Below are 18,199 nucleotides of genomic sequence, written 5' to 3' on the forward strand. Positions count from 1 at the left end.
TAAAAAAAATCAAAGGATATATGCTATCCTTTGATCTTTTTTTATATTATAATACTGGTTTGATAAATTCCCAGTAAATTAATTCATTATCTCTATCTACTTCTTTCATGCCTACTTTTTCAAGCATTCTTAAAGAAGGTTTATTTTCAATTAGACATTCTGCTTTTATAATAGAAACATTTTTTTGAAGATTTGCCCAGTCAATAATAGCACTTAAGGCTTCAAATCCAAAGCCTTGCCTTCTTTGATTTTCTACTATACCATAGCCAACCTCGACTTCACCATTTTCATTAGGCTTGCCATGAAAGCCAATATCTCCAATCACTTGCATAGTATCTTTTCTTATAATAGGCCAGGTTTCAAAGCCGCTTGGTATTTTGTCTTTTTCTAAATTCTTAGATATAATTGGCAATATATCTTTAGTATCACTTGTAGGCCAGTTTTCATTAGGTTTAATACCAAGCTTTTTTAATTCATCATTACTTCCTGCCATTAAATCCTTAGCCAAATTTAAAGTAATTGGTATTAAAATTAATCTATCTGTATTTATATTTTTTAAACTCATTATAAAGTTCCACCTTTCTTTCGATTGATAAAGATGGATTAGCACCATAAAGTCTTAAAACTTAGGCGGTAAACCACCTTATAAAAAATTTGCTTTTAGAAAATATCATAAAATCATCTCCTTATATTTGATTTTTAAGGTAATACACTAATTTTATTACATAAATATCCAAAAGTAAATGGCTTTTGGAAAAATAAAACAGTCTAACATTGAGATTGTCTTTTCTTTAATAAAGAAGCTTGAATTTGAGGGTATATCTTATCAACTTTGTAAAACATTAGAGCTAGTATTGCTATAGTAGAGGTTATGGCTGGAATCCATATAAAGTTAAGAGATATTGATAATTTTGCAAGTGGAGTTTGTGATTTACCTGGAGTATAGTGACCAAGGGCAAGTATAAAGGCTGCAAATCCAGAACCTATGCCCATACCAAATTTTGCACCAAAGCTTGCAGATGAAGAAAGAAGACCTTGAGCTCGTATATTTGTTTTCCATTCTCCATAATCTACAATGTCAGCAATCATCGAAAAGATAACTCCATTAGAGAAACCAACACCTAAGGCTGAGATAGCAGTAGCTGTTAAAAGGATTGTAATATTTCTATCACCAATTACCAATAAAAGGGAATTAACAATACTACAAGCAATTCCTAAAATTAAAGTATTTCTTTTTCCTATTTTACTAACAGTAAAAGGGGTTATGGCTATAGCAGGAAGTACAGCAATAGTGCTTACAAACATAAATACTTGAGTTAAGTCGCTTCTACCTATGTTGTAGGTTAGATAATAAACCATACTTGAGCTTTTCATATTAAAACCTATATATATGAACACTTGTACTAAAGCAATAATTAGCCAGGGAAGGCTCTTTAGGGCGAGAGCAGCTTTTTTTAAGGGTAATGTTTTTTCACTACGTACAATAATTCTTTCTTTGGTATGTATAAATGTATTTATAAATAAAATAATTGCTATAAATCCAAATAAAATCATCGTTAAAAAGAAGCCTTTTTGCTTATTGCTGCCACCGAAAACACCTACAAGTGACAGTGTAAAAGTACTCACTATTAGGGAACCACAGCTAGCTAAAAATATACGGATGGCAGAAGTTTGAGTCCTTTCTTCATAATCGTCAGTTAGGCTTGGAAGTATTGCGGTTATTGGTAGATTTATAATTGAATAAACTATATTTAGAGATATGTAAGTTATGTAAGCATAAATTAGTTTACCACTAGTATTTAGATGAGGAGTGAAAAAGGTTGCCATTGCAATTAAACCGTAAGGAACAGAGAACCATAAAAAGTATGGACGACATTTACCCCATTTTGTATTGGTTTTATCTATTAAAATGCCTACAATTGGATCTATAAAAGCATCAATAATTCTTGCAGATAAAAGTAAAAGTGCAACAGAAGAGGCGGCAAGTCCAAAAACATCAGTATAAAAAAACATAATGTAAACTGAAACCATTTGAAAGGTTAAAGTTGAAGCAGTATCACCTAAGCCATAGCTTATTTTTTCAGTTAATGGAAGTTTGATTTTTTCCATGAGTATATCCCCCCAATTAAATTATATAAAACGTTTTCAAAGGCTTTGTGAGTTTATATTGATTTGATAGTTTACATTATAATGTTACCATATAAGTTATTATTAGTATATTGGTTCTTGTTGCTTTTTTCTATATATAAATATATAATAGTTTACATGTTGTAAATCATTTACTAAGTGTAAATATGGAGGGATTAACATTAAGAAGTTATATTTTAAAAGAAAGTTTCCGCTATTAATTCTGATGCTTAATTTATTTATTGCATTGCTCGGGCAAGGTATGGTTATACCTATACTACCAGATTATTTAAAACAATTTGGTGCGGCAGGAACAGTAGCAGGATATTTAGTTGCATCCTTTGGTGTGGCTCAATTTATATTTTCACCAATTGGCGGGAGGCTTTCAGATAAATATGGAAGAAGAAAAATGATTTTAGTAGGACTTTTTTTCACTGTTATATCTGATTTTATATTTGCTATTTCTCATAGGTTGTTTCTTTTATATGTTGCAAGGTTTATAGGCGGAACAGGACTTGGAATTATGGTACCATCCGTTCTTGCATATGTGTCAGATATAACAACAAGAGAAACAAGAGCAAAGGGAATGGGATACTTAAGTGCTTCTATGAATTTAGGAATGGTACTAGGTCCAGGAATAGGTGGTATGATTGCTAGCTTTGGTATAAGAATTCCCTATTTTTTTGCGTCAGCTTTAGGCTTAATAGCTACGATTTTAACTGTTATATTACCTGAAACATTAAAGGTAGAGTCAAAAAAAGTATTAAAAGAAGTTAAAAATCAGAATTCTATTTTAAAAGAATTAGTTAAATCTGTACATACTCCTTATTTTAGATATCTTTTGCTTATACTTGTTATGACTTTTGGATTAGTAAATTATGAAACGGTATATTCGCTTTATGTGGAGCAAAGATATGGTTTTTCATCACAACAAATTTCTGTATTAATAACTTTAGGAGCATTTATAGGAATTGTAATTCAAGTAGGTCTTATTGATAAGGTGGTAAAGAGATTTGGTGAGTACAAAATAATTAGGATTTCACTTATAATGGCTTCAATTACACTTTTATTAATGCTTATTAAGGTGAATTTTGGATATTTACTCTTTGTGTCAGCAATATTCTTTGCATTTAATTCATTTTTAAGGCCAATAGTAAACACACTGCTTTCAAATGAGGCTCATGATAATCAAGGATTTGTATCTGGACTTAACAATACTTATACAAGTATGGGGAATATAGTTGGGCCTATACTTGCAGGTAATTTGTTTGACAAGCACATAAATTTGCCATATACTGTGGGTGCGTTAATACTTCTTGGATCACTGATATTAACTAAAGAAAACAAGAAATTGCAAAGTGAAGAGGTAGTTTGATATGGAGTGTTCATGGCATGAAAATGTAAAAAATAAAAATCGTCAAGAAATTATTACAGCAGGAAAAAAATTATTTTTAAAGCATGGCTTCCTAAGTGTTACTATAAAAGATGTATGTAATTTAGCTGGGATTAGTCGAGTTACTTTTTATAAATATTTTAAAGCTATAGATGAATTAATATTTGAAGTGCAGATAGAGATTCTAACTAATATGAGGAAATTTATAGTAGCAGTAGATAAATGTGAAGGTAATGGGTTAAAGAGACTTGAGAAAATGATATATGCTTGGATAGAATTTTCAAAGCTTCATAGGGAAGAGATAGGGTTTGTAGTTTTATTTGATATTTATTATGAAACATATGATTCTAATAAGGAACTTAAGACTAAATATGAAGATTTTATACAAAATGATAATAAACTTTTTTTAAGTCATGTTATTAATGAAGGTATTATGGATAAATCTTTAAGGCATGATTTAGATATTGTCAAAGTACAGTATTATATTTTTCAAGCAACTATGGGGTTAGTTGAAAGGATAAGCTTAACTAAAATACCGGATAATAAAGAAGGAATAACCTCAGAGGACATTACGAAGATGCATTTAGATATGATTTTGAATTATGTTAGAAGTTAAAGATAAAAATAGGAAATGTGGTTATTTCTAAGTGTAACCACATTCTTATTATTTATATATTTTCAATTGAAGCTATTAATTTTAGAACAGCTTCTTTTTTTGTTGCCCAGCTTGTACAAAAACGCACAGCACTATGATTCTCATCAACCTTTTCCCAATAAGAAAAAATATAATTTGATTTTAATTTTTCTATTACCTCATTAGGAAGTATAGGAAATTGTTGATTAGTGTTTGAGGCTGAAAGAAATTTGTAACCTTTTTTAATAAAAGCGTTTTTTATCAAAGTCGCCATCTCATTTGCGTGATTTGACATCTCATAATATAGGTCATCTTCAAATAAAGTAGTAAATTGTATGCCAAGAAGTCTTCCTTTTGCCAGGAGTCCACCCTTTTGTTTGATGAAATAACGAAAATCAGATTTTAAAGTACTATTTGATATAACTAGAGCTTCACCAAACAAAGCACCTATTTTTGTACCACCAATGTAGAAAGCATCACATAATTTAGCTATGCTCTGCAAATCTAAATCATTGCCTTCAGCACAAAGTCCATAACCTAAACGAGCACCATCCATATAGAGCAATAAATTATTCTTTTTGCAGGTTTCACTTATAGCTGTAAGTTCAGTTTTAGAATATATGGTTCCAATTTCAGTGGGGTTTGAAATATATACTAGTTTAGGCTGTACAGTGTGCTCTGGCGATGAATCTTTATAATGGTTATCGTAAATAGCTTGTATTTGGTGTGAAGTTATTTTGCCATCAGTAGAAGGGGCTGTAAGTACCTTATGACCAGTTGCTTCTATGGCACCAGTTTCATGGGTGTTAATATGACCAGTTATTGCTGTAATAGCTCCTTGATGAGGTCTTAAAGCGGCAGATATAACAGTGAGGTTTGTTTGAGTTCCGCCGACAAAAAAATGTACATCTAAATTATCTCTACTGCATTTTTCCTTTATTATTTCAGCAGCTTTTTTGCAATAATCATCCTCGCCATAGCCAACAGTCTGTTCATAATTTGTTGCCATTAATTTTTCTAATATTTTAGGGTGAGCACCTTCAGTGTAATCACAATCGAATCGTAACATAAGAATCCTCCTTGCAAATATGCTTTGATTTTTTATATAATTACTTTTAAGTATAATATATAAAAAATTAAAAGTGAAATGAACTTGTACATAGTGGTAAAGAATATTTTTAATAATAATGATAAAAATAATGAACATATAGTATTATTGACACTTTTTCATTATAAGAAAATATGGTAAGGGGTAATTATATGAAGAATTTAATTGTATTCTATTCATTGGAGGGACATACAAGATTTATTGCTAATATCATTGAAAGCATTGTAAAAGCTGATTTATTGGAACTAAAACCTGAAAAGGAAGTACCTAAAACTGGCTTTAAAAAGTATCTTTGGGGAGGAAAAAGTGCAATATTTAAAGAAAAACCAACTTTAAAAAATAAAATTCCTGACATTAAAGAATATGATAATATAATAATTGGTACACCAGTTTGGGCAGGAACCTATGCACCACCAGTAAATACTTTTATAGCCGACACTTTAATAAAAGGTAAAAACATTGCTTTTTTTGCGTGCCACGGTGGTGGTGATGCTAAAAAATGTTTTGATAAGTTAACTGAAGAACTTAAAGATAACACAGTACTTGGAACTATAGATTTTAAGGAACCAACAGATGAGGATAAGGAGAAGATTACTAAGGAAATAGAAAAATGGATATCAACAATTCTAGAAAAGTAGTGAAGCTGTAGTAGATAAAATAGTATCTACTACAGCTTAATTTAAGTATTAGTATGGAGAAATTAAACTTGAACCTTGTATAGCTACAAATGTGTTTATAACATTAAAGGTTTGCCCTCCCCAAGATAGAAGATTTTGTACATATCCTAAGGTATCAGAATTATTAGTACCTATAATACGCTGAAAAGCTAATAGGTTATAGATTGTCAGGGTTGCATTATCTACAATTGGTATTAATAAACTTAAAGCAAGAACCTCACCTTCTAATGGCTTTTTTAATTTGCCATTTTTGTAGTAGTATTGAGATAAGTATTCATAGCCTTTGTAACTTATGTCCAATGTAAAAAGCTTATTTAAAGTAACCGCATTTACATTCACTTTGTAGAGATCATTGTAGTCAATTGTATACTTATATTTTCTATTAAAGTTGTCAAAATTAAAAGTTTCCTTAAAAGTATTGTCTCTGTAGGAATAGATATAAAAGAAGCCGTAGCCGCCACTTCCACCAGAATCGATGCTTATTTTTATGTCACAAAATCCGCTTTTGGTAAAGTCTCCAAGAAATATAGTTGGATTATATCCGGAATTAAACTTTGGAGTGATTGTTTGTGTATTTCCAGTAACTCCATCTTTAATTAAAACAGTAATAGTTTCAGCAAAGATGTCTGAAGAACTTTCCTTTTTTCCATATAAGGAAACAGTATCATTAATGCCATCACCAGTTACATCTCCGACTTTCACATCAAGTAAATATGTGGTAGATCTATAATTTATATGGTAACTCTCTGATAAAGGGTTATACTTATCTGATGTATTGAATTTCATTTATATATCTCCTGAACAATTGTTTCAATATAGTAGTATATGATATTAATTTTTATTATGTTCTTAGGTAATATTAAATAAAAAAAAAAGGGGCTGTTGCAAAACTAAAAAATAGTTTTGCAATAGCTCCTTTGTTGTATATAAAAAATGTGAGTTCCGAAGAACTCACATTGATTGTATAATTAAATTATGAACGTAACTAAATTATACACAAAAAATTATAATCAATTTAATGATAATTTGCAACTTATATTACCATTAAATTTAGAAAACTTAATACCAGAAGATGATTCGGTTCGTTTGCTAAGCTATTTGTTGGAGGGATTAAATTATAAAAAATTGTACAAGGCGTATTCTTCCGTAGGAAGAAAATCAGCAGTTGAACCCAAAATCATGTTCAAAATAATATCTTATGCTTATTCTCAAAATATTTATTCAAGTAGAAAGATAGAAAAAGCATGCAAAAGAGATATAAATTTCAAATGGCTACTTCAAGGCTTTAAAGCACCTGATCACGCTACTATAAGTAGATTTCGAAAAAAATATCTTTCAAATGAAGTGATTGAAGATTTATTTTATCAACAAGTTAACTATTTAGCTAAAGAAAAAGAATTATTATTTGAAAATGTATTTATCGATGGTACTAAAATTGAGGCAAATGCCAACCGATATACTTTTGTTTGGAAGAAAGCTATTTATAAAAATGAAGGTAAGATGTTTGATAAAATTATTGCTCTTGTTAAAACCATTAATCTTGAAAGATTAATGAAATTCACTATTGAGAGAGAAACTTTGATTGATGATATAAACAAAATTCTTCAATGGCTTTTATTTGAAAAAGAAAAAAGAAATATAGAGTTTGTTCATGGAATCGGTAAAAGAAAAACTGCAATTCAAAAGTGGATAGAACAACTATCACAATATAAAGAAAGACAAGAAAAATATAATTTAAGTAAGAAAATATTTTCAAAAAGAAATAGCTATTCTAAAACTGATACTGATGCAACTTTCATGCATATGAAAGATGATCATATGAGAAATGGTCAATTAAAACCTGCCTATAATGTACAAATAGCAGTTGATAGTGAATATGTAACTGGTGTTGGAGTATTTGATGATAGAAATGATATAGCAACATTAATACCAATGATTACTAATATGCAAGAAAAAATTGGTCATAAATATACTAATGTGATTGCAGATTCTGGTTACGAAAGTGAAGAAAACTATTTGTTTTTAGAGTCTAATAATCAAATACCATATATAAAACCTCAAACTTATGAGAAATGGAAAAAAAGAAGTTTTAAAAACGACATCAGTAAGCGTGAAAATATGAAATATGATGTTAAAACAGATACATATATTTGTCATAATAATAGAAAATTATTCCCATCATATATTATTCATAAAAAATCTGCAAGTGGGTATACGTCTGAGGTTACTGTTTATGAATGTGAAAATTGCGATAACTGCACTTTGAAATCAAAGTGCACAAAAGCAAAGAATAACCGAAAAATGCAGGTTTCAAAGACTTTTATTAAAAAGCGTCAAATTTCATACAACAATATCAAAACTGAATTGGGAACTAAATTGAGAATGAACAGATCTATTCAAGTTGAAGGTGCGTTTGGAATTTTAAAAAGCGACTATGAATTCAAAAGATTTTTAACACGTGGAAAAAATAGTGTAAAAACTGAATTTATTTTGCTTTGTTTTGGATATAACATTAACAAATTACATTTAAAAATCCAAAATGAAAGAACTCAAAAGTATCTTCACGAATTAAAAACTATTTCCTAATTATGGAATAATATAGTTAGGTTTATTTTAGTGCGTCAAAATCTCATGGAAATTCAAATAATTAATATAGTATTTAAAATATTAGGCAATTTTATAGCTTAAACAAAAAAAGAGCATCGCTCATGATTAATTTTAATCATTTTGCGACACTCCCTTTTTTTACTAGGATAATTCAAATGCACCAGTATAAAGTTGATAGTATTTTCCCTTCTCAGATATTAAATCATCATGACTTCCTCTTTCAATAATTCTACCTTGTTCAAGAACCATTATTACATCAGAGTTTTTAACGGTTGAAAGTCTATGAGCTATTACAAAAACAGTTCTTCCCTTCATAAGCTTATCCATTCCGTCTTGTACAATGGCTTCTGTTCTAGTATCAATACTTGAAGTTGCCTCATCAAGTATTAGAACTGGTGGATCAGCGATGGCAGCTCTTGCAATTGTTAGAAGTTGTTTTTGACCTTGGGATATATTTGAACCATCACCAGTTAGTATAGTATCATATCCTTGTGGAAGATGTTTTATAAATTGATCTGCATTTGCAAGCTTTGCAGCAGCGATTACTTCTTCATCAGTTGCATCTAATTTACCATATCTAATGTTATCAGCAACTGTACCTGTGAATAAATGAGGATCTTGAAGTACAACTCCAAGTGATCTTCGTAAATCATTTTTCTTGATTTTATTTATGTTTATACCATCATATCTGATTTTACCATCTTGAATATCATAAAATCTGTTGATTAAGTTAGTTATGGTAGTTTTTCCTGCACCAGTTGCACCAACAAATGCAACTTTTTGTCCTTGCTTTGCGTAAAGCTTTATATTGTGAAGAATCATTTTTTTGTCATTATATCCGAAGTCAACATCATCAAATACAACTTCTCCATTAAGCTTTGTGTAAGTTACACTGCCATCTTGATGTGGATGTTTCCATGCCCAAGTGCCAGTGTGTTTATCAGCTTCCACTAATTCACCTTTTTCGTTTTCTTTAGCATTAATTAAGGTAACATATCCGTCATCAGTTTCGGATTTTTCATCAAGAAGTCTAAATATACGTTCAGCTCCAGCAAGTCCCATTACTATAAAGTTAAACTGTTGAGCCAATTGATTTGTTGTTTGGCTAAAGGTTCTAGTGAGCTGCAAAAATGATGCAATAGCTCCAAGAGTAAAGCCCCAAAAGTTTCCTATAGCAAGTATTGAACCTAAAATAGCAACTAAAACGTAATTTATATATCCGATGTTAGCCATAATAGGCATTAATATATTAGCAAATTTGTTGGCATTATTGGCACTATTATAAAGAACATCATTTAATTCATCAAACTTTATTTTTGATTCTTCTTCATGACAAAATACCTTTACTACCTTTTGACCTTCCATCATTTCTTGTATATATCCATTTACTTTTCCTAAATCTTTTTGCTGCAAATTAAAGTATTTTCCACTTTTAGCACCAATAGATTTAGTTACTTTTAGTATTACAAATATAATTATTACTTGAAGTATTGCAAGAGGGATACTCAAATATATCATAGAAATTAATGAACCAATAATGGTAATAGCACCAGATAAAAGTTGAGGAATACCTTGTTCAATCATCTGCCTAAGAGAATCAGTATCGTTTGTGTATATACTCATTATATCACCGTGGGCATGAGTATCAAAAAAGCTAATAGGAAGTGATTCCATGTGCTCAAAAATTTCATCTCTTAGTTTTTTTAAAGAACCTTGAGTTATTGTAATCATCAAACGACTGAATATATAAGTAGAGATAACTCCAATATAGTAAATAACTGCCATAGTCATTACAAACTTAAGGAGTGGTCCAAAATTAGTACCAGATGACTTTAAAAGTGGAATTATATAATTGTCAATCAGTTTTCTTATAAATAAAGTACCTATTACATTGGCTATAGCACTTATGAATATAGTCAATATAACTATAAAGAATAACATCTTATATTGTTTAAATACATAAAGCATCAATCTTTTTAATATTTTTAAAGGAATACCTTTTTTTTGTTTACTTGGGTTTGTACTATTTTTACTCATCCGTATCAGCTCCCTTCACTTGAGATTCATATACTTCACGATATATTTCATTTGTTTTTATTAGGTTTTCGTGAGTATCAAAAGCATCTATTTTTCCATCATTTAGAACTATAATTCTGTTTGCATCTTCTACTGAGGATATACGCTGAGCTATGATAATTTTTGTAGTATTAGGTATAGTTTCTTTGAAAGCTTTTCTAATAAGAGCATCTGTTTTAGTATCTACGGCACTAGTTGAGTCATCTAAAATTAGGATCTTAGGCTTTTTAAGGAGGGCTCTAGCAATACAAAGTCTTTGCTTTTGACCACCAGATACATTGTTTCCACCCTCTTCGATAAAGGTATCGTATTTATCAGGAAGAGTTTCGATAAATTCCTCAGCTTGAGCTTGCCTACATGCGTCTATTAATTCTTCATCAGTAGCATTTTTGTTTCCCCATCTTAAATTTTCTTTTATTGTTCCAGAAAATAATACATTCTTCTGAAGAACCATGGAAACTTCATTCCTAAGAGTTTCTATATCATATTTTCTAATATCAATGCCACCAACAGTAATGCTTCCTCGTGTTACATCATATAGTCTTGGGATAAGCTGAACGAAGGTGGATTTTGCACTACCGGTTCCTCCTATAATACCTATAGTTTCACCAGAATTTATATTTAGATTTATATTCTCTAAGAGTATTTTGTCTTTTGAGTATCCAAAATCAACATTAGAAAATGATATAGCACCATCTTTTACTTCAAAGATAGGATTTTCAGGATTAGCTAAATTACTTTGCTCGTCCAGAACTTCAACAATTCTTTCAGCAGAGGACTTGGCCATAATTACCATTACAAATACCATTGATATAACCATTAAGCTTATCATTATATTGGTTGTATATGTAAATAAGCTCATTAGCTGACCCGTTGTCATAGATTTTGAGACAATCATTTTTGCTCCAAGCCAAGATAAAAGTAATATGCAAGTATATACTGTAAATTGCATTAAAGGAGCATTTAAAATAATAACTTTTTCTGCTTTTACAAAATACTTGTATAGAATACCAGAAGCATCATGGAATTTATCAATCTCATGATCTTCTCTTACATAGGCTTTTACAGCACGAATTGAGGTTAAATTTTCCTGTACACTTGCATTTAGTTCGTCATATTTCCTGAAAACTTTTTGAAAGTATGGATGTACAGTAGTCATAATAAAATACAAACAAATGCCAAGAAAGATTATAGCACCTAAAAATACTAGTGATAGCTTAGCGTTTATGTAAAAACACATAGCCATAGCGGAAATTAACATGATAGGTGCTCTTGCAAACATCCTTATTATCATTTGAAAGGCGTTTTGAACATTTGTAACATCTGTAGTTAATCTAGTAATTAGACCAGCTGTAGAATACTTATCTATATTTGAGAAAGAAAACTCTTGTATGTTATAATACATTCCTTTTCTTAAATTCCTAGCAAATCCAGCTGAAGCTTTTGCAGCATATTTACCAGATAAGGCTCCACAAGTTAAAGAGGCGAAAGCAGCTACAATCATAATTGTTCCAATAATACATACATATCTTATATTTCCTTTTCCAACACCGTTATCGATAATTTTAGACATTAATAATGGAATAATAACTTCCATAGCTACTTCGCCTAAGACAAATATAGGGGTAATAATTGCGGCTTTTTTAAATTCTTTTAAGTAACTTACTAATTTTTTTATCATAAAGATCCTCCTTTTGTTAGGTTTCTAACTAATAGTCCAAAAAAAATTGCATTTAATCAGCAATTTTTTTGGAAATTCTATCAATTAAATTAACTAATGTATTAAATTCATCATCACTAAATTCATCTTTTAGAGATTGTTCCATCTTATGAATAGCTTCGTACACTTTATTATCTAGTTCTAGTCCCTTATCTGTAAGAACTATTTTCTTTAACCGAGCATCATCACATACGCTTATTCTTTTAATGTAATCTTTTTTTTCCATCAATTGAAGTGCACTTGTGACGGAAGACCGTCTAATATTAAGTTCCTCTTCGATATCTTTCTGAAATAGAGGCCTTTTATTAGAGTTCTTATGTATAAAACCAATAATTCTAGCTTGAACACCTGTAAGACCAAAGGTTGATGCATCTTTATTTAATTGCCTGCTAATTTTATTAGAAAGATTAAGTATAATTTTACCAATATGTACATTATTTTTCATAGATATATACCTCTATAATTTGTTAGACTTCTAACTAATTATATATTTATATTGGATTCTTTGTCAATATAGTATTAATGCCAATTATTACTGTGTAAGTGTTTACATATAATAATATTATTTATAATTAAAAGAATGAACTAAAACTTAATAATATCATCATGAAATTTTTGTAAAGCTTTTTATTCCATTTGCTGATTTATATTACAATAAAAGTATTTAGTGTGGTATAATAGGGTGGTATATTTTAGGAATGATAATAAGAGGTGAGAGTAAATGATGCTTTTGATAATATTCTCCATTTGCTGTTTATTAGTAGTGTCTATTAGAATACAAGTACATAAATCTCAAAAAATGTCCAAGCTAAGTAAAAGAGATTTGAAGCTTATTTTAATTTCATTTTTAGTAATAGCTGTATTTTGTACTATAAGCTATAAACTTAATATAAAATATGATTATAGATATTCATATGTAGTAGGTGTAATTATATTTTATTTATTTTCTCTTTTTATACATAGGAAGGCACTTAAGGATTTAGGCAGGAAAAATTGGGCGGATTCATCTAAACCTAGGGAGGATGCAGAGCTTATTACTACAGGATTGTACTCAATTATAAGACATCCTATATATTTATCATTTATGTTAGAAGGAATATCAGTTAGTTTAGTATCTCCTTATTTTATTGGCTTAGGAGTTTGTGAATGTTCTCTATGTTTTTATAGAATTAAGCTCTCTAAGGAAGAAGAATATTTAGAAGAAAGATATGGAGAGGAATATATTAAATATAAAGAAAAGGTTAAGTACAGAATAATTCCCTTTATTTATTAAAATGTAGGGATATAGAATTACATAAAAGCAGTAGTATTTTAAAAAGTATTGAATAGTTAAGAAAACAAAGTTTGTAAAATATACAATAATATTTGGAATTATATGTAAATTAGTGCTTAGAAATAAAAAACTGGAGATTACACAAATTACAAGAAAGCATACTTTTTTTACTTTATAAACAATTAAAATACAAATAGTTATATAATTATTTAATGAATATTATACGACTATTTGTATTTTTAGTTATATTTATAATAATAGGAGATTTGAAATTATGGAATTTAGGCAGCTAAGTTATTTTATATCTGCAGCTAAGTATTTAAGCTTTACTAAAGCAGCAGAAGAACATTATGTTGCACAAACAGCTATAAGCCAGCAAATTTCATCCTTGGAAAAGCATCTGAATGTAAAGTTGTTTATAAGGAGTAATCGTACAGTTCAGTTAACAGAAGCAGGAAGAGTGCTTTTAAGAGAAGCTAATTTAATAACTTCAAAGGTGGCTGAGGCAGAAGCCAAAACAAAAGAAGCAGCACTGGGTTTTGAAGGAACGTTAAATATAGGAACTGCAGGACCCAGTGAAAGAAGGGTTTTACCTGTAATGCTTAAGCGTTTTCATGAATTGTACCCTAAAATATCTATAAATATTATTAGAGGTGGATATAAAAAACTGGTAGAGGATTTAAAAAGTAATTATTTAGATGTGATTTTTGTTTTTCCATATGAAGTAGAGGATATAAAAGGCATAGAATATAGGAAAATGTTTAGCTATAAGATTTATATGGCGGTAAGCAAGGAACATAAATTAGCACAATATAAAAAAATTGATGTGAAAAAAATAGTAAATGAAAAATTTGTGATAGTTAGTGAAGACGAAGCACCAAAAACAATAGAGCAGTATAAAAAAAACTGTGAAAAAGATAAATTTCAATTAAATATAGTAGCTAAGTGTAAATCTTTAGAAAGTATGCTCGTTATGGTTGAGGCTGGTATAGGAATTGCATTGGTTCCAAGTTGTCTGGTGGATAGGTCTAACGAAAACATTTCCTATGTTAAGCTTGAAAACAGCAAACAAGTTGTTGAGATAGGGCTTGCTTGGCAAAGAGAGAGTAATAATCCTACAACTAAGCTTTTTTTAAATGTAGTTGATGAATTGCATATAAAGAAGCAAAAAAAGTAATAAGTATAAGTTTTTCTTATATTCTCATAACTATAACATGTTTTACTGCAAAAAAACTGAGTGATATAATCGAAATATGGTATTGAGTTTTTTAAAGCATGGGAGGTTAACTTAGTGAACAATTATGAGAATATATTTAAGCCTATTAAAATAGGTAATGTGCTAGTGAAAAATAGAATAGAGGTGTCACCAGCAGAACCGTTTTTAGCTTCACAGGATGGGTATGTAACACGAGAATTTATTGAATGGACAAGAACTATGGCTAAGGGTGGAGCAGGTATTGTAACTATAGGTGATAGCCCGGTTAATGAAGAGTATGCAAAAGTATCACGTTATGTAATTGATATGTCAAAAGACACAATTGTAAATGGATTATATTCTCTTACAGAGATAATTCACAGATACGGCGCAAAAGCTTCCGTAGAATTGAACTTAAGGACAAATTATACACCAACAGATATGACAAAGGAGAAGATAAAGCAGGTTATAAATGATTTTGCCAGTGCAGCATTTCGATGTAAAGAGGCAGGCATGGATATGGTAATGATACATGGAGGCCATGGGCATTTGATTGCTCAATTTTTTTCGCCTTTTTATAATAAACGTACAGATGAATATAGTACTTCAAGTATGGAGAATAGAACAAGATTTGCCAAGGAGATTTTAGATGCAGTAAGAGAAAAAATAGGACAAGATATGGCAATAGAATATCGTATAAGTGCAGATGAATTAAACAAAAATGGTGTAGGCGTAAATGAAGCTTTGGAATTTGCTAAATTAATTGAGGATAAAATAGATTTAATACATGTTTCTGTAGGAGACTTATATAAGACAGAAGTAATACCTTTTATGATACAACCTACATATATTCCACGAGGAATTAATGTTTATTATGCAGAAGCATTTAAAAAGGCTTTAAAAGTTCCTGTGACTACTGTTGGATCACTTGATATGGATATGGCTGAAAAGATAATATCTAATAAAAAAGCGGATATAGTTGCAATGATTAGGTCTTTTATTGCAGACCCTAATCTTGTAAATAAAACTAAGTATGGAGAGGAAAAAACTATAAGACCATGTATAAGATGTACTGCATGTGTTGGACAGTCTCCACATGCATATTGTCTTCCTATAAGGTGTGCGGTTAATCCTATGAATGGACGAGAGTTAGAATTTATGAATTTACCTATGCCTTTGGTTAAGAAGAAGGTTGTAGTTATTGGAGGAGGTCCAGCTGGAATGGAGGTCGCAAGAGATGCGGCTAAAAGAGGTCATAGAGTAGTTATTATGGAGAAAACAGATGAGCTTGGTGGTGCACTTAAATTAGCTTCGGCAAATCCGTTAAAAAGAGATATGAAAAAATATTTATGTTGGGCAGTTAATATGACTAAAGAAAATTCAAATATAGAAGTAAGATTAAATACTGAAGCAACTAGGGACAATGTAAAAGCAGAAAATCCAGATGCTGTAGTTATTGCTGTTGGTTCAGAGGTGTTTATACCAAAAATTCAGGGCATAGACAAGAAGAATGTAATAATGGCTATGGAAGTTCAAGATAGAAAGAAAAAAATAGGGGATAAGATTGTGGTTGTTGGTGCAGGACTTACAGGAAGTGAAATTGCACTAGAGCTTGCGCGAGAGGGTAAAAAAGTTAGTCTTGTAGATGCTAGAGGATTAGAGGATATCGATAAAAATTCTCCAGCTATAGCAACATCAACCCTAAGGTCAATGTTGTCTAGTGAAGAAGTAAAAACAATTACTGGTATAAAGCTGAAGGAAATTACAGATAAGAGTGCTATATTTGTTGACGAAAATTTAGAAACGCATGTAATATCATGCGACACTGTAATTCTTTCATTAGGAGTAAAGCCAAGAATAGAAGCTGTGCGTGAATTTGATGATTTAGTACGTGAAATGTATGTAATAGGAGATTGTAATAATGAGAATGGAAATCTTATGAAGGCTACAACTGAGGGATTTTTTGCAGCAATGAGTATATAGTAGATTTTTATATTAAAGCACTATTCTAATTTTTTATTTTAGAGTAGTGCTTTATTGTTTTAGGGTAATCTAATTTATATTAAATAGCACTTAAAAACTCCAATATTTTACACCAACTTTCTTGGTTTGAATGAGCCATATCTTCATTTGGTGTGTTGGAGAAATATATAGGTTGATATGGAAAGTACATATGGTGCCCAGCTTTATAATTTAAAAGGATGTGGTTAAAATCAAATTTCTTCAAACTAAGTCTATGCATACCTAACTGACATAGTTTGCTTGAAGGCCATACACTATCGTTGTATCCAGATACCATTAATATAGGACCATTTATGTTTTCTATAGGCATTATGTAATCTTTAATCTTATCGAAGTTTTTTATATTACTATCATATATCTTTGAAAAGTTAATATCCTTTCTTTTTATTTTGGATACAAAAGCATTTAATAAAAAAGATAAAATATTAATTTTTAGTTTGAGCTGAGGAATGTCTTTGTTTTTATATTGCCAGCTAGAAAATTTTTGAGTTTTAGTTTTAAATGAAATAGGACTTCCTGATACAGTGATTACTGATGCGATTTTTTTGAAAGTACTACCTAGAAGTAAGGCTAGTTCACCACCTCTAGATCTTCCAAATACAATGAGTTTATTAGGATTTATATCCCCTTTCTGTATTATCCAATCTATAGCTTTTTCAAAATATTCAAGTTGGATCTCTTTTAGCGTGTCTGGGAGATTGTCCATTCCAAAATAAGCTAAGGCTAAAGCTGGGTAGCCATGAGAGGCTAATAAAGCAGCTATTTGTGATGCATTGTGTATACCGCCTTCTGAGCCACTTAATACAATTATGCCATTTTTTATTTTAGAATTTTTCTTACTAAAGTATTTTCCAACTAATTTGTTTTCTGTAACGTATTCGCAATGTACATCTGAGTCAATAAAAAGTTTTTTACAGGTCGAAGAAGCTATCCTTTTTTCGTTAACTTCAACTTCAAAGATAACATTCATAGAGCTTAAAGATGGAGAGGAGGATAAATTTTTTCCTAAATTGTAGTCTTCGGTGTAATGGGACTTCATAGACCAGAATAATCCCATTACATCAACTCCAGTATAAGAACCTTTAAGAGGAGCTTGAAGAGATAAATTTACGTTTCCGTTAAGGTCAGCTTTGAAAACCGCAAAGGAGCTGAAGCATGTTTTTTTTACCCATTTCCAGTTGTTTGGATCATTGTTTTTAACACCTAGTCTGTAATAATCTAAAGAATACGCCTTTATTTTTACTTCCTGAAAAGGGTAGAGTCCATTAATTATGATAGAAACTTTTTCATCTATCATGGAACATTTAGGTTCTATGATAATATTTATGTTTTTCATTTTTATTCATCCCTTTATTTATAATTTATAT

The 18,199-nt window shown here is 30.1% G+C and carries 15 protein-coding genes; 7 read left to right on the forward strand and 8 right to left on the reverse strand.

The annotated features are described in order from the left end of the window. Window positions 1-46: 46 nt before the first annotated feature. The gene (locus tag CLFE_RS02305; RefSeq protein WP_077894862.1) at window positions 47-565 is read right to left on the reverse strand and encodes a GNAT family N-acetyltransferase; all 519 of its coding nucleotides are present in this window, start codon (window positions 563-565) and stop codon (window positions 47-49) included. Window positions 566-768: 203 nt separating this feature from the next. Further along, window positions 769-2,109, reverse strand: coding sequence for an MFS transporter (locus CLFE_RS02310; protein ID WP_077894861.1), 1,341 nt, complete (start codon window positions 2,107-2,109; stop codon window positions 769-771). A gap of 244 nt (window positions 2,110-2,353) precedes the next feature. On the opposite strand from CLFE_RS02310, the gene CLFE_RS02315 reads away from it, so the two are divergent. Both CLFE_RS02315 and CLFE_RS02320 read left to right on the forward strand, forming a co-directional pair. Next, window positions 2,354-3,502, forward strand: coding sequence for an MFS transporter (locus CLFE_RS02315; RefSeq protein ID WP_077894860.1), 1,149 nt, complete (start codon window positions 2,354-2,356; stop codon window positions 3,500-3,502). A gap of 1 nt (window position 3,503) precedes the next feature. Then, window positions 3,504-4,136 (forward strand): TetR/AcrR family transcriptional regulator, encoded by a 633-nt coding sequence (locus CLFE_RS02320; protein WP_077832911.1) that lies wholly within the window; start codon window positions 3,504-3,506, stop codon window positions 4,134-4,136. A gap of 52 nt (window positions 4,137-4,188) precedes the next feature. Here CLFE_RS02320 and CLFE_RS02325 read toward each other — a convergent pair whose 3' ends face one another. After that, window positions 4,189-5,223, reverse strand: a complete 1,035-nt coding sequence (locus CLFE_RS02325) for a threonine aldolase family protein (RefSeq protein ID WP_077894859.1) — start codon at window positions 5,221-5,223, stop codon at window positions 4,189-4,191. A 191-nt stretch (window positions 5,224-5,414) separates the two neighbouring features. Here CLFE_RS02325 and CLFE_RS02330 point away from each other — a divergent pair, with 191 nt between their 5' ends. Then, complete coding sequence (locus CLFE_RS02330; protein ID WP_077894858.1) at window positions 5,415-5,900, forward strand: flavodoxin family protein; 486 nt, start codon at window positions 5,415-5,417, stop codon at window positions 5,898-5,900. A 48-nt stretch (window positions 5,901-5,948) separates the two neighbouring features. Here the strand turns inward: CLFE_RS02330 and CLFE_RS02335 are convergent, their stop codons facing one another. Continuing rightward, on the reverse strand, window positions 5,949-6,725 hold the full coding sequence (locus CLFE_RS02335) for a YybI family spore inner coat protein (protein ID WP_242951698.1): 777 nt from the start codon (window positions 6,723-6,725) through the stop codon (window positions 5,949-5,951). Between the two features lie 189 nt (window positions 6,726-6,914). Between CLFE_RS02335 and CLFE_RS02340 the strand changes: the two genes are divergently transcribed. Beyond that, window positions 6,915-8,525, forward strand: a complete 1,611-nt coding sequence (locus tag CLFE_RS02340) for an IS1182 family transposase (RefSeq protein ID WP_250944600.1) — start codon at window positions 6,915-6,917, stop codon at window positions 8,523-8,525. Window positions 8,526-8,687: 162 nt separating this feature from the next. Here the strand turns inward: CLFE_RS02340 and CLFE_RS02345 are convergent, their stop codons facing one another. The 3 genes from CLFE_RS02345 to CLFE_RS02355 are packed head-to-tail and all read right to left on the reverse strand — an operon-like array spanning window position 8,688 to window position 12,787. After that, a complete protein-coding gene (locus CLFE_RS02345) occupies window positions 8,688-10,583 on the reverse strand; it encodes an ABC transporter ATP-binding protein (protein ID WP_077852109.1) in 1,896 nt (631 codons plus the stop codon). Further along, on the reverse strand, window positions 10,576-12,303 hold the full coding sequence (locus tag CLFE_RS02350) for an ABC transporter ATP-binding protein (protein WP_077893237.1): 1,728 nt from the start codon (window positions 12,301-12,303) through the stop codon (window positions 10,576-10,578). The genes CLFE_RS02345 and CLFE_RS02350 overlap by 8 nt, the downstream gene beginning before the upstream one ends. Window positions 12,304-12,355: 52 nt before the next feature. Beyond that, window positions 12,356-12,787, reverse strand: coding sequence for a MarR family winged helix-turn-helix transcriptional regulator (locus CLFE_RS02355; RefSeq protein ID WP_077832916.1), 432 nt, complete (start codon window positions 12,785-12,787; stop codon window positions 12,356-12,358). Between the two features lie 276 nt (window positions 12,788-13,063). Between CLFE_RS02355 and CLFE_RS02360 the strand changes: the two genes are divergently transcribed. The 3 genes from CLFE_RS02360 to CLFE_RS02370 all read left to right on the forward strand — a co-directional run bounded on the left by CLFE_RS02360 (window position 13,064) and on the right by CLFE_RS02370 (window position 16,793). Then, window positions 13,064-13,615, forward strand: coding sequence for a methyltransferase family protein (locus CLFE_RS02360; RefSeq protein WP_242950805.1), 552 nt, complete (start codon window positions 13,064-13,066; stop codon window positions 13,613-13,615). Window positions 13,616-13,889: 274 nt separating this feature from the next. After that, window positions 13,890-14,792: a LysR family transcriptional regulator gene (locus CLFE_RS02365; RefSeq protein WP_077832917.1), complete on the forward strand. Its 903-nt coding sequence runs from the start codon at window positions 13,890-13,892 to the stop codon at window positions 14,790-14,792. Window positions 14,793-14,906: 114 nt separating this feature from the next. Beyond that, window positions 14,907-16,793: an oxidoreductase gene (locus tag CLFE_RS02370; protein ID WP_077893238.1), complete on the forward strand. Its 1,887-nt coding sequence runs from the start codon at window positions 14,907-14,909 to the stop codon at window positions 16,791-16,793. Between the two features lie 79 nt (window positions 16,794-16,872). On the opposite strand, the gene CLFE_RS02375 is transcribed toward CLFE_RS02370, so the two are convergent. Further along, on the reverse strand, window positions 16,873-18,168 hold the full coding sequence (locus tag CLFE_RS02375) for an acyl-CoA thioesterase/bile acid-CoA:amino acid N-acyltransferase family protein (RefSeq protein WP_077893239.1): 1,296 nt from the start codon (window positions 18,166-18,168) through the stop codon (window positions 16,873-16,875). Window positions 18,169-18,199 lie beyond the last annotated feature (31 nt).

This window comes from Clostridium felsineum DSM 794 (assembly GCF_002006355.2).
In the GTDB taxonomy this organism is placed as follows: Bacteria; Bacillota; Clostridia; order Clostridiales; family Clostridiaceae; genus Clostridium_S; species Clostridium_S felsineum.

What these genes read in the sequence shown, in the direction of transcription:
- CLFE_RS02345 (WP_077852109.1), bottom strand. Translation starts at nt 10,583, where the DNA reads ATGAGTAAAAATAGTACAAACCCAAGTAAACAAAAAAAAGGTATTCCT.
- CLFE_RS02315 (WP_077894860.1), top strand. Translation starts at nt 2,354, where the DNA reads ATGCTTAATTTATTTATTGCATTGCTCGGGCAAGGTATGGTTATACCT.
- CLFE_RS02330 (WP_077894858.1), top strand. Translation starts at nt 5,415, where the DNA reads ATGAAGAATTTAATTGTATTCTATTCATTGGAGGGACATACAAGATTT.
- CLFE_RS02365 (WP_077832917.1), top strand. Translation starts at nt 13,890, where the DNA reads ATGGAATTTAGGCAGCTAAGTTATTTTATATCTGCAGCTAAGTATTTA.
- CLFE_RS02340 (WP_250944600.1), top strand. Translation starts at nt 6,915, where the DNA reads ATGAACGTAACTAAATTATACACAAAAAATTATAATCAATTTAATGAT.
- CLFE_RS02310 (WP_077894861.1), bottom strand. Translation starts at nt 2,109, where the DNA reads ATGGAAAAAATCAAACTTCCATTAACTGAAAAAATAAGCTATGGCTTA.
- CLFE_RS02355 (WP_077832916.1), bottom strand. Translation starts at nt 12,787, where the DNA reads ATGAAAAATAATGTACATATTGGTAAAATTATACTTAATCTTTCTAAT.
- CLFE_RS02325 (WP_077894859.1), bottom strand. Translation starts at nt 5,223, where the DNA reads ATGTTACGATTCGATTGTGATTACACTGAAGGTGCTCACCCTAAAATA.
- CLFE_RS02335 (WP_242951698.1), bottom strand. Translation starts at nt 6,725, where the DNA reads ATGAAATTCAATACATCAGATAAGTATAACCCTTTATCAGAGAGTTAC.
- CLFE_RS02360 (WP_242950805.1), top strand. Translation starts at nt 13,064, where the DNA reads ATGATGCTTTTGATAATATTCTCCATTTGCTGTTTATTAGTAGTGTCT.
- CLFE_RS02350 (WP_077893237.1), bottom strand. Translation starts at nt 12,303, where the DNA reads ATGATAAAAAAATTAGTAAGTTACTTAAAAGAATTTAAAAAAGCCGCA.
- CLFE_RS02320 (WP_077832911.1), top strand. Translation starts at nt 3,504, where the DNA reads ATGGAGTGTTCATGGCATGAAAATGTAAAAAATAAAAATCGTCAAGAA.
- CLFE_RS02305 (WP_077894862.1), bottom strand. Translation starts at nt 565, where the DNA reads ATGAGTTTAAAAAATATAAATACAGATAGATTAATTTTAATACCAATT.
- CLFE_RS02375 (WP_077893239.1), bottom strand. Translation starts at nt 18,168, where the DNA reads ATGAAAAACATAAATATTATCATAGAACCTAAATGTTCCATGATAGAT.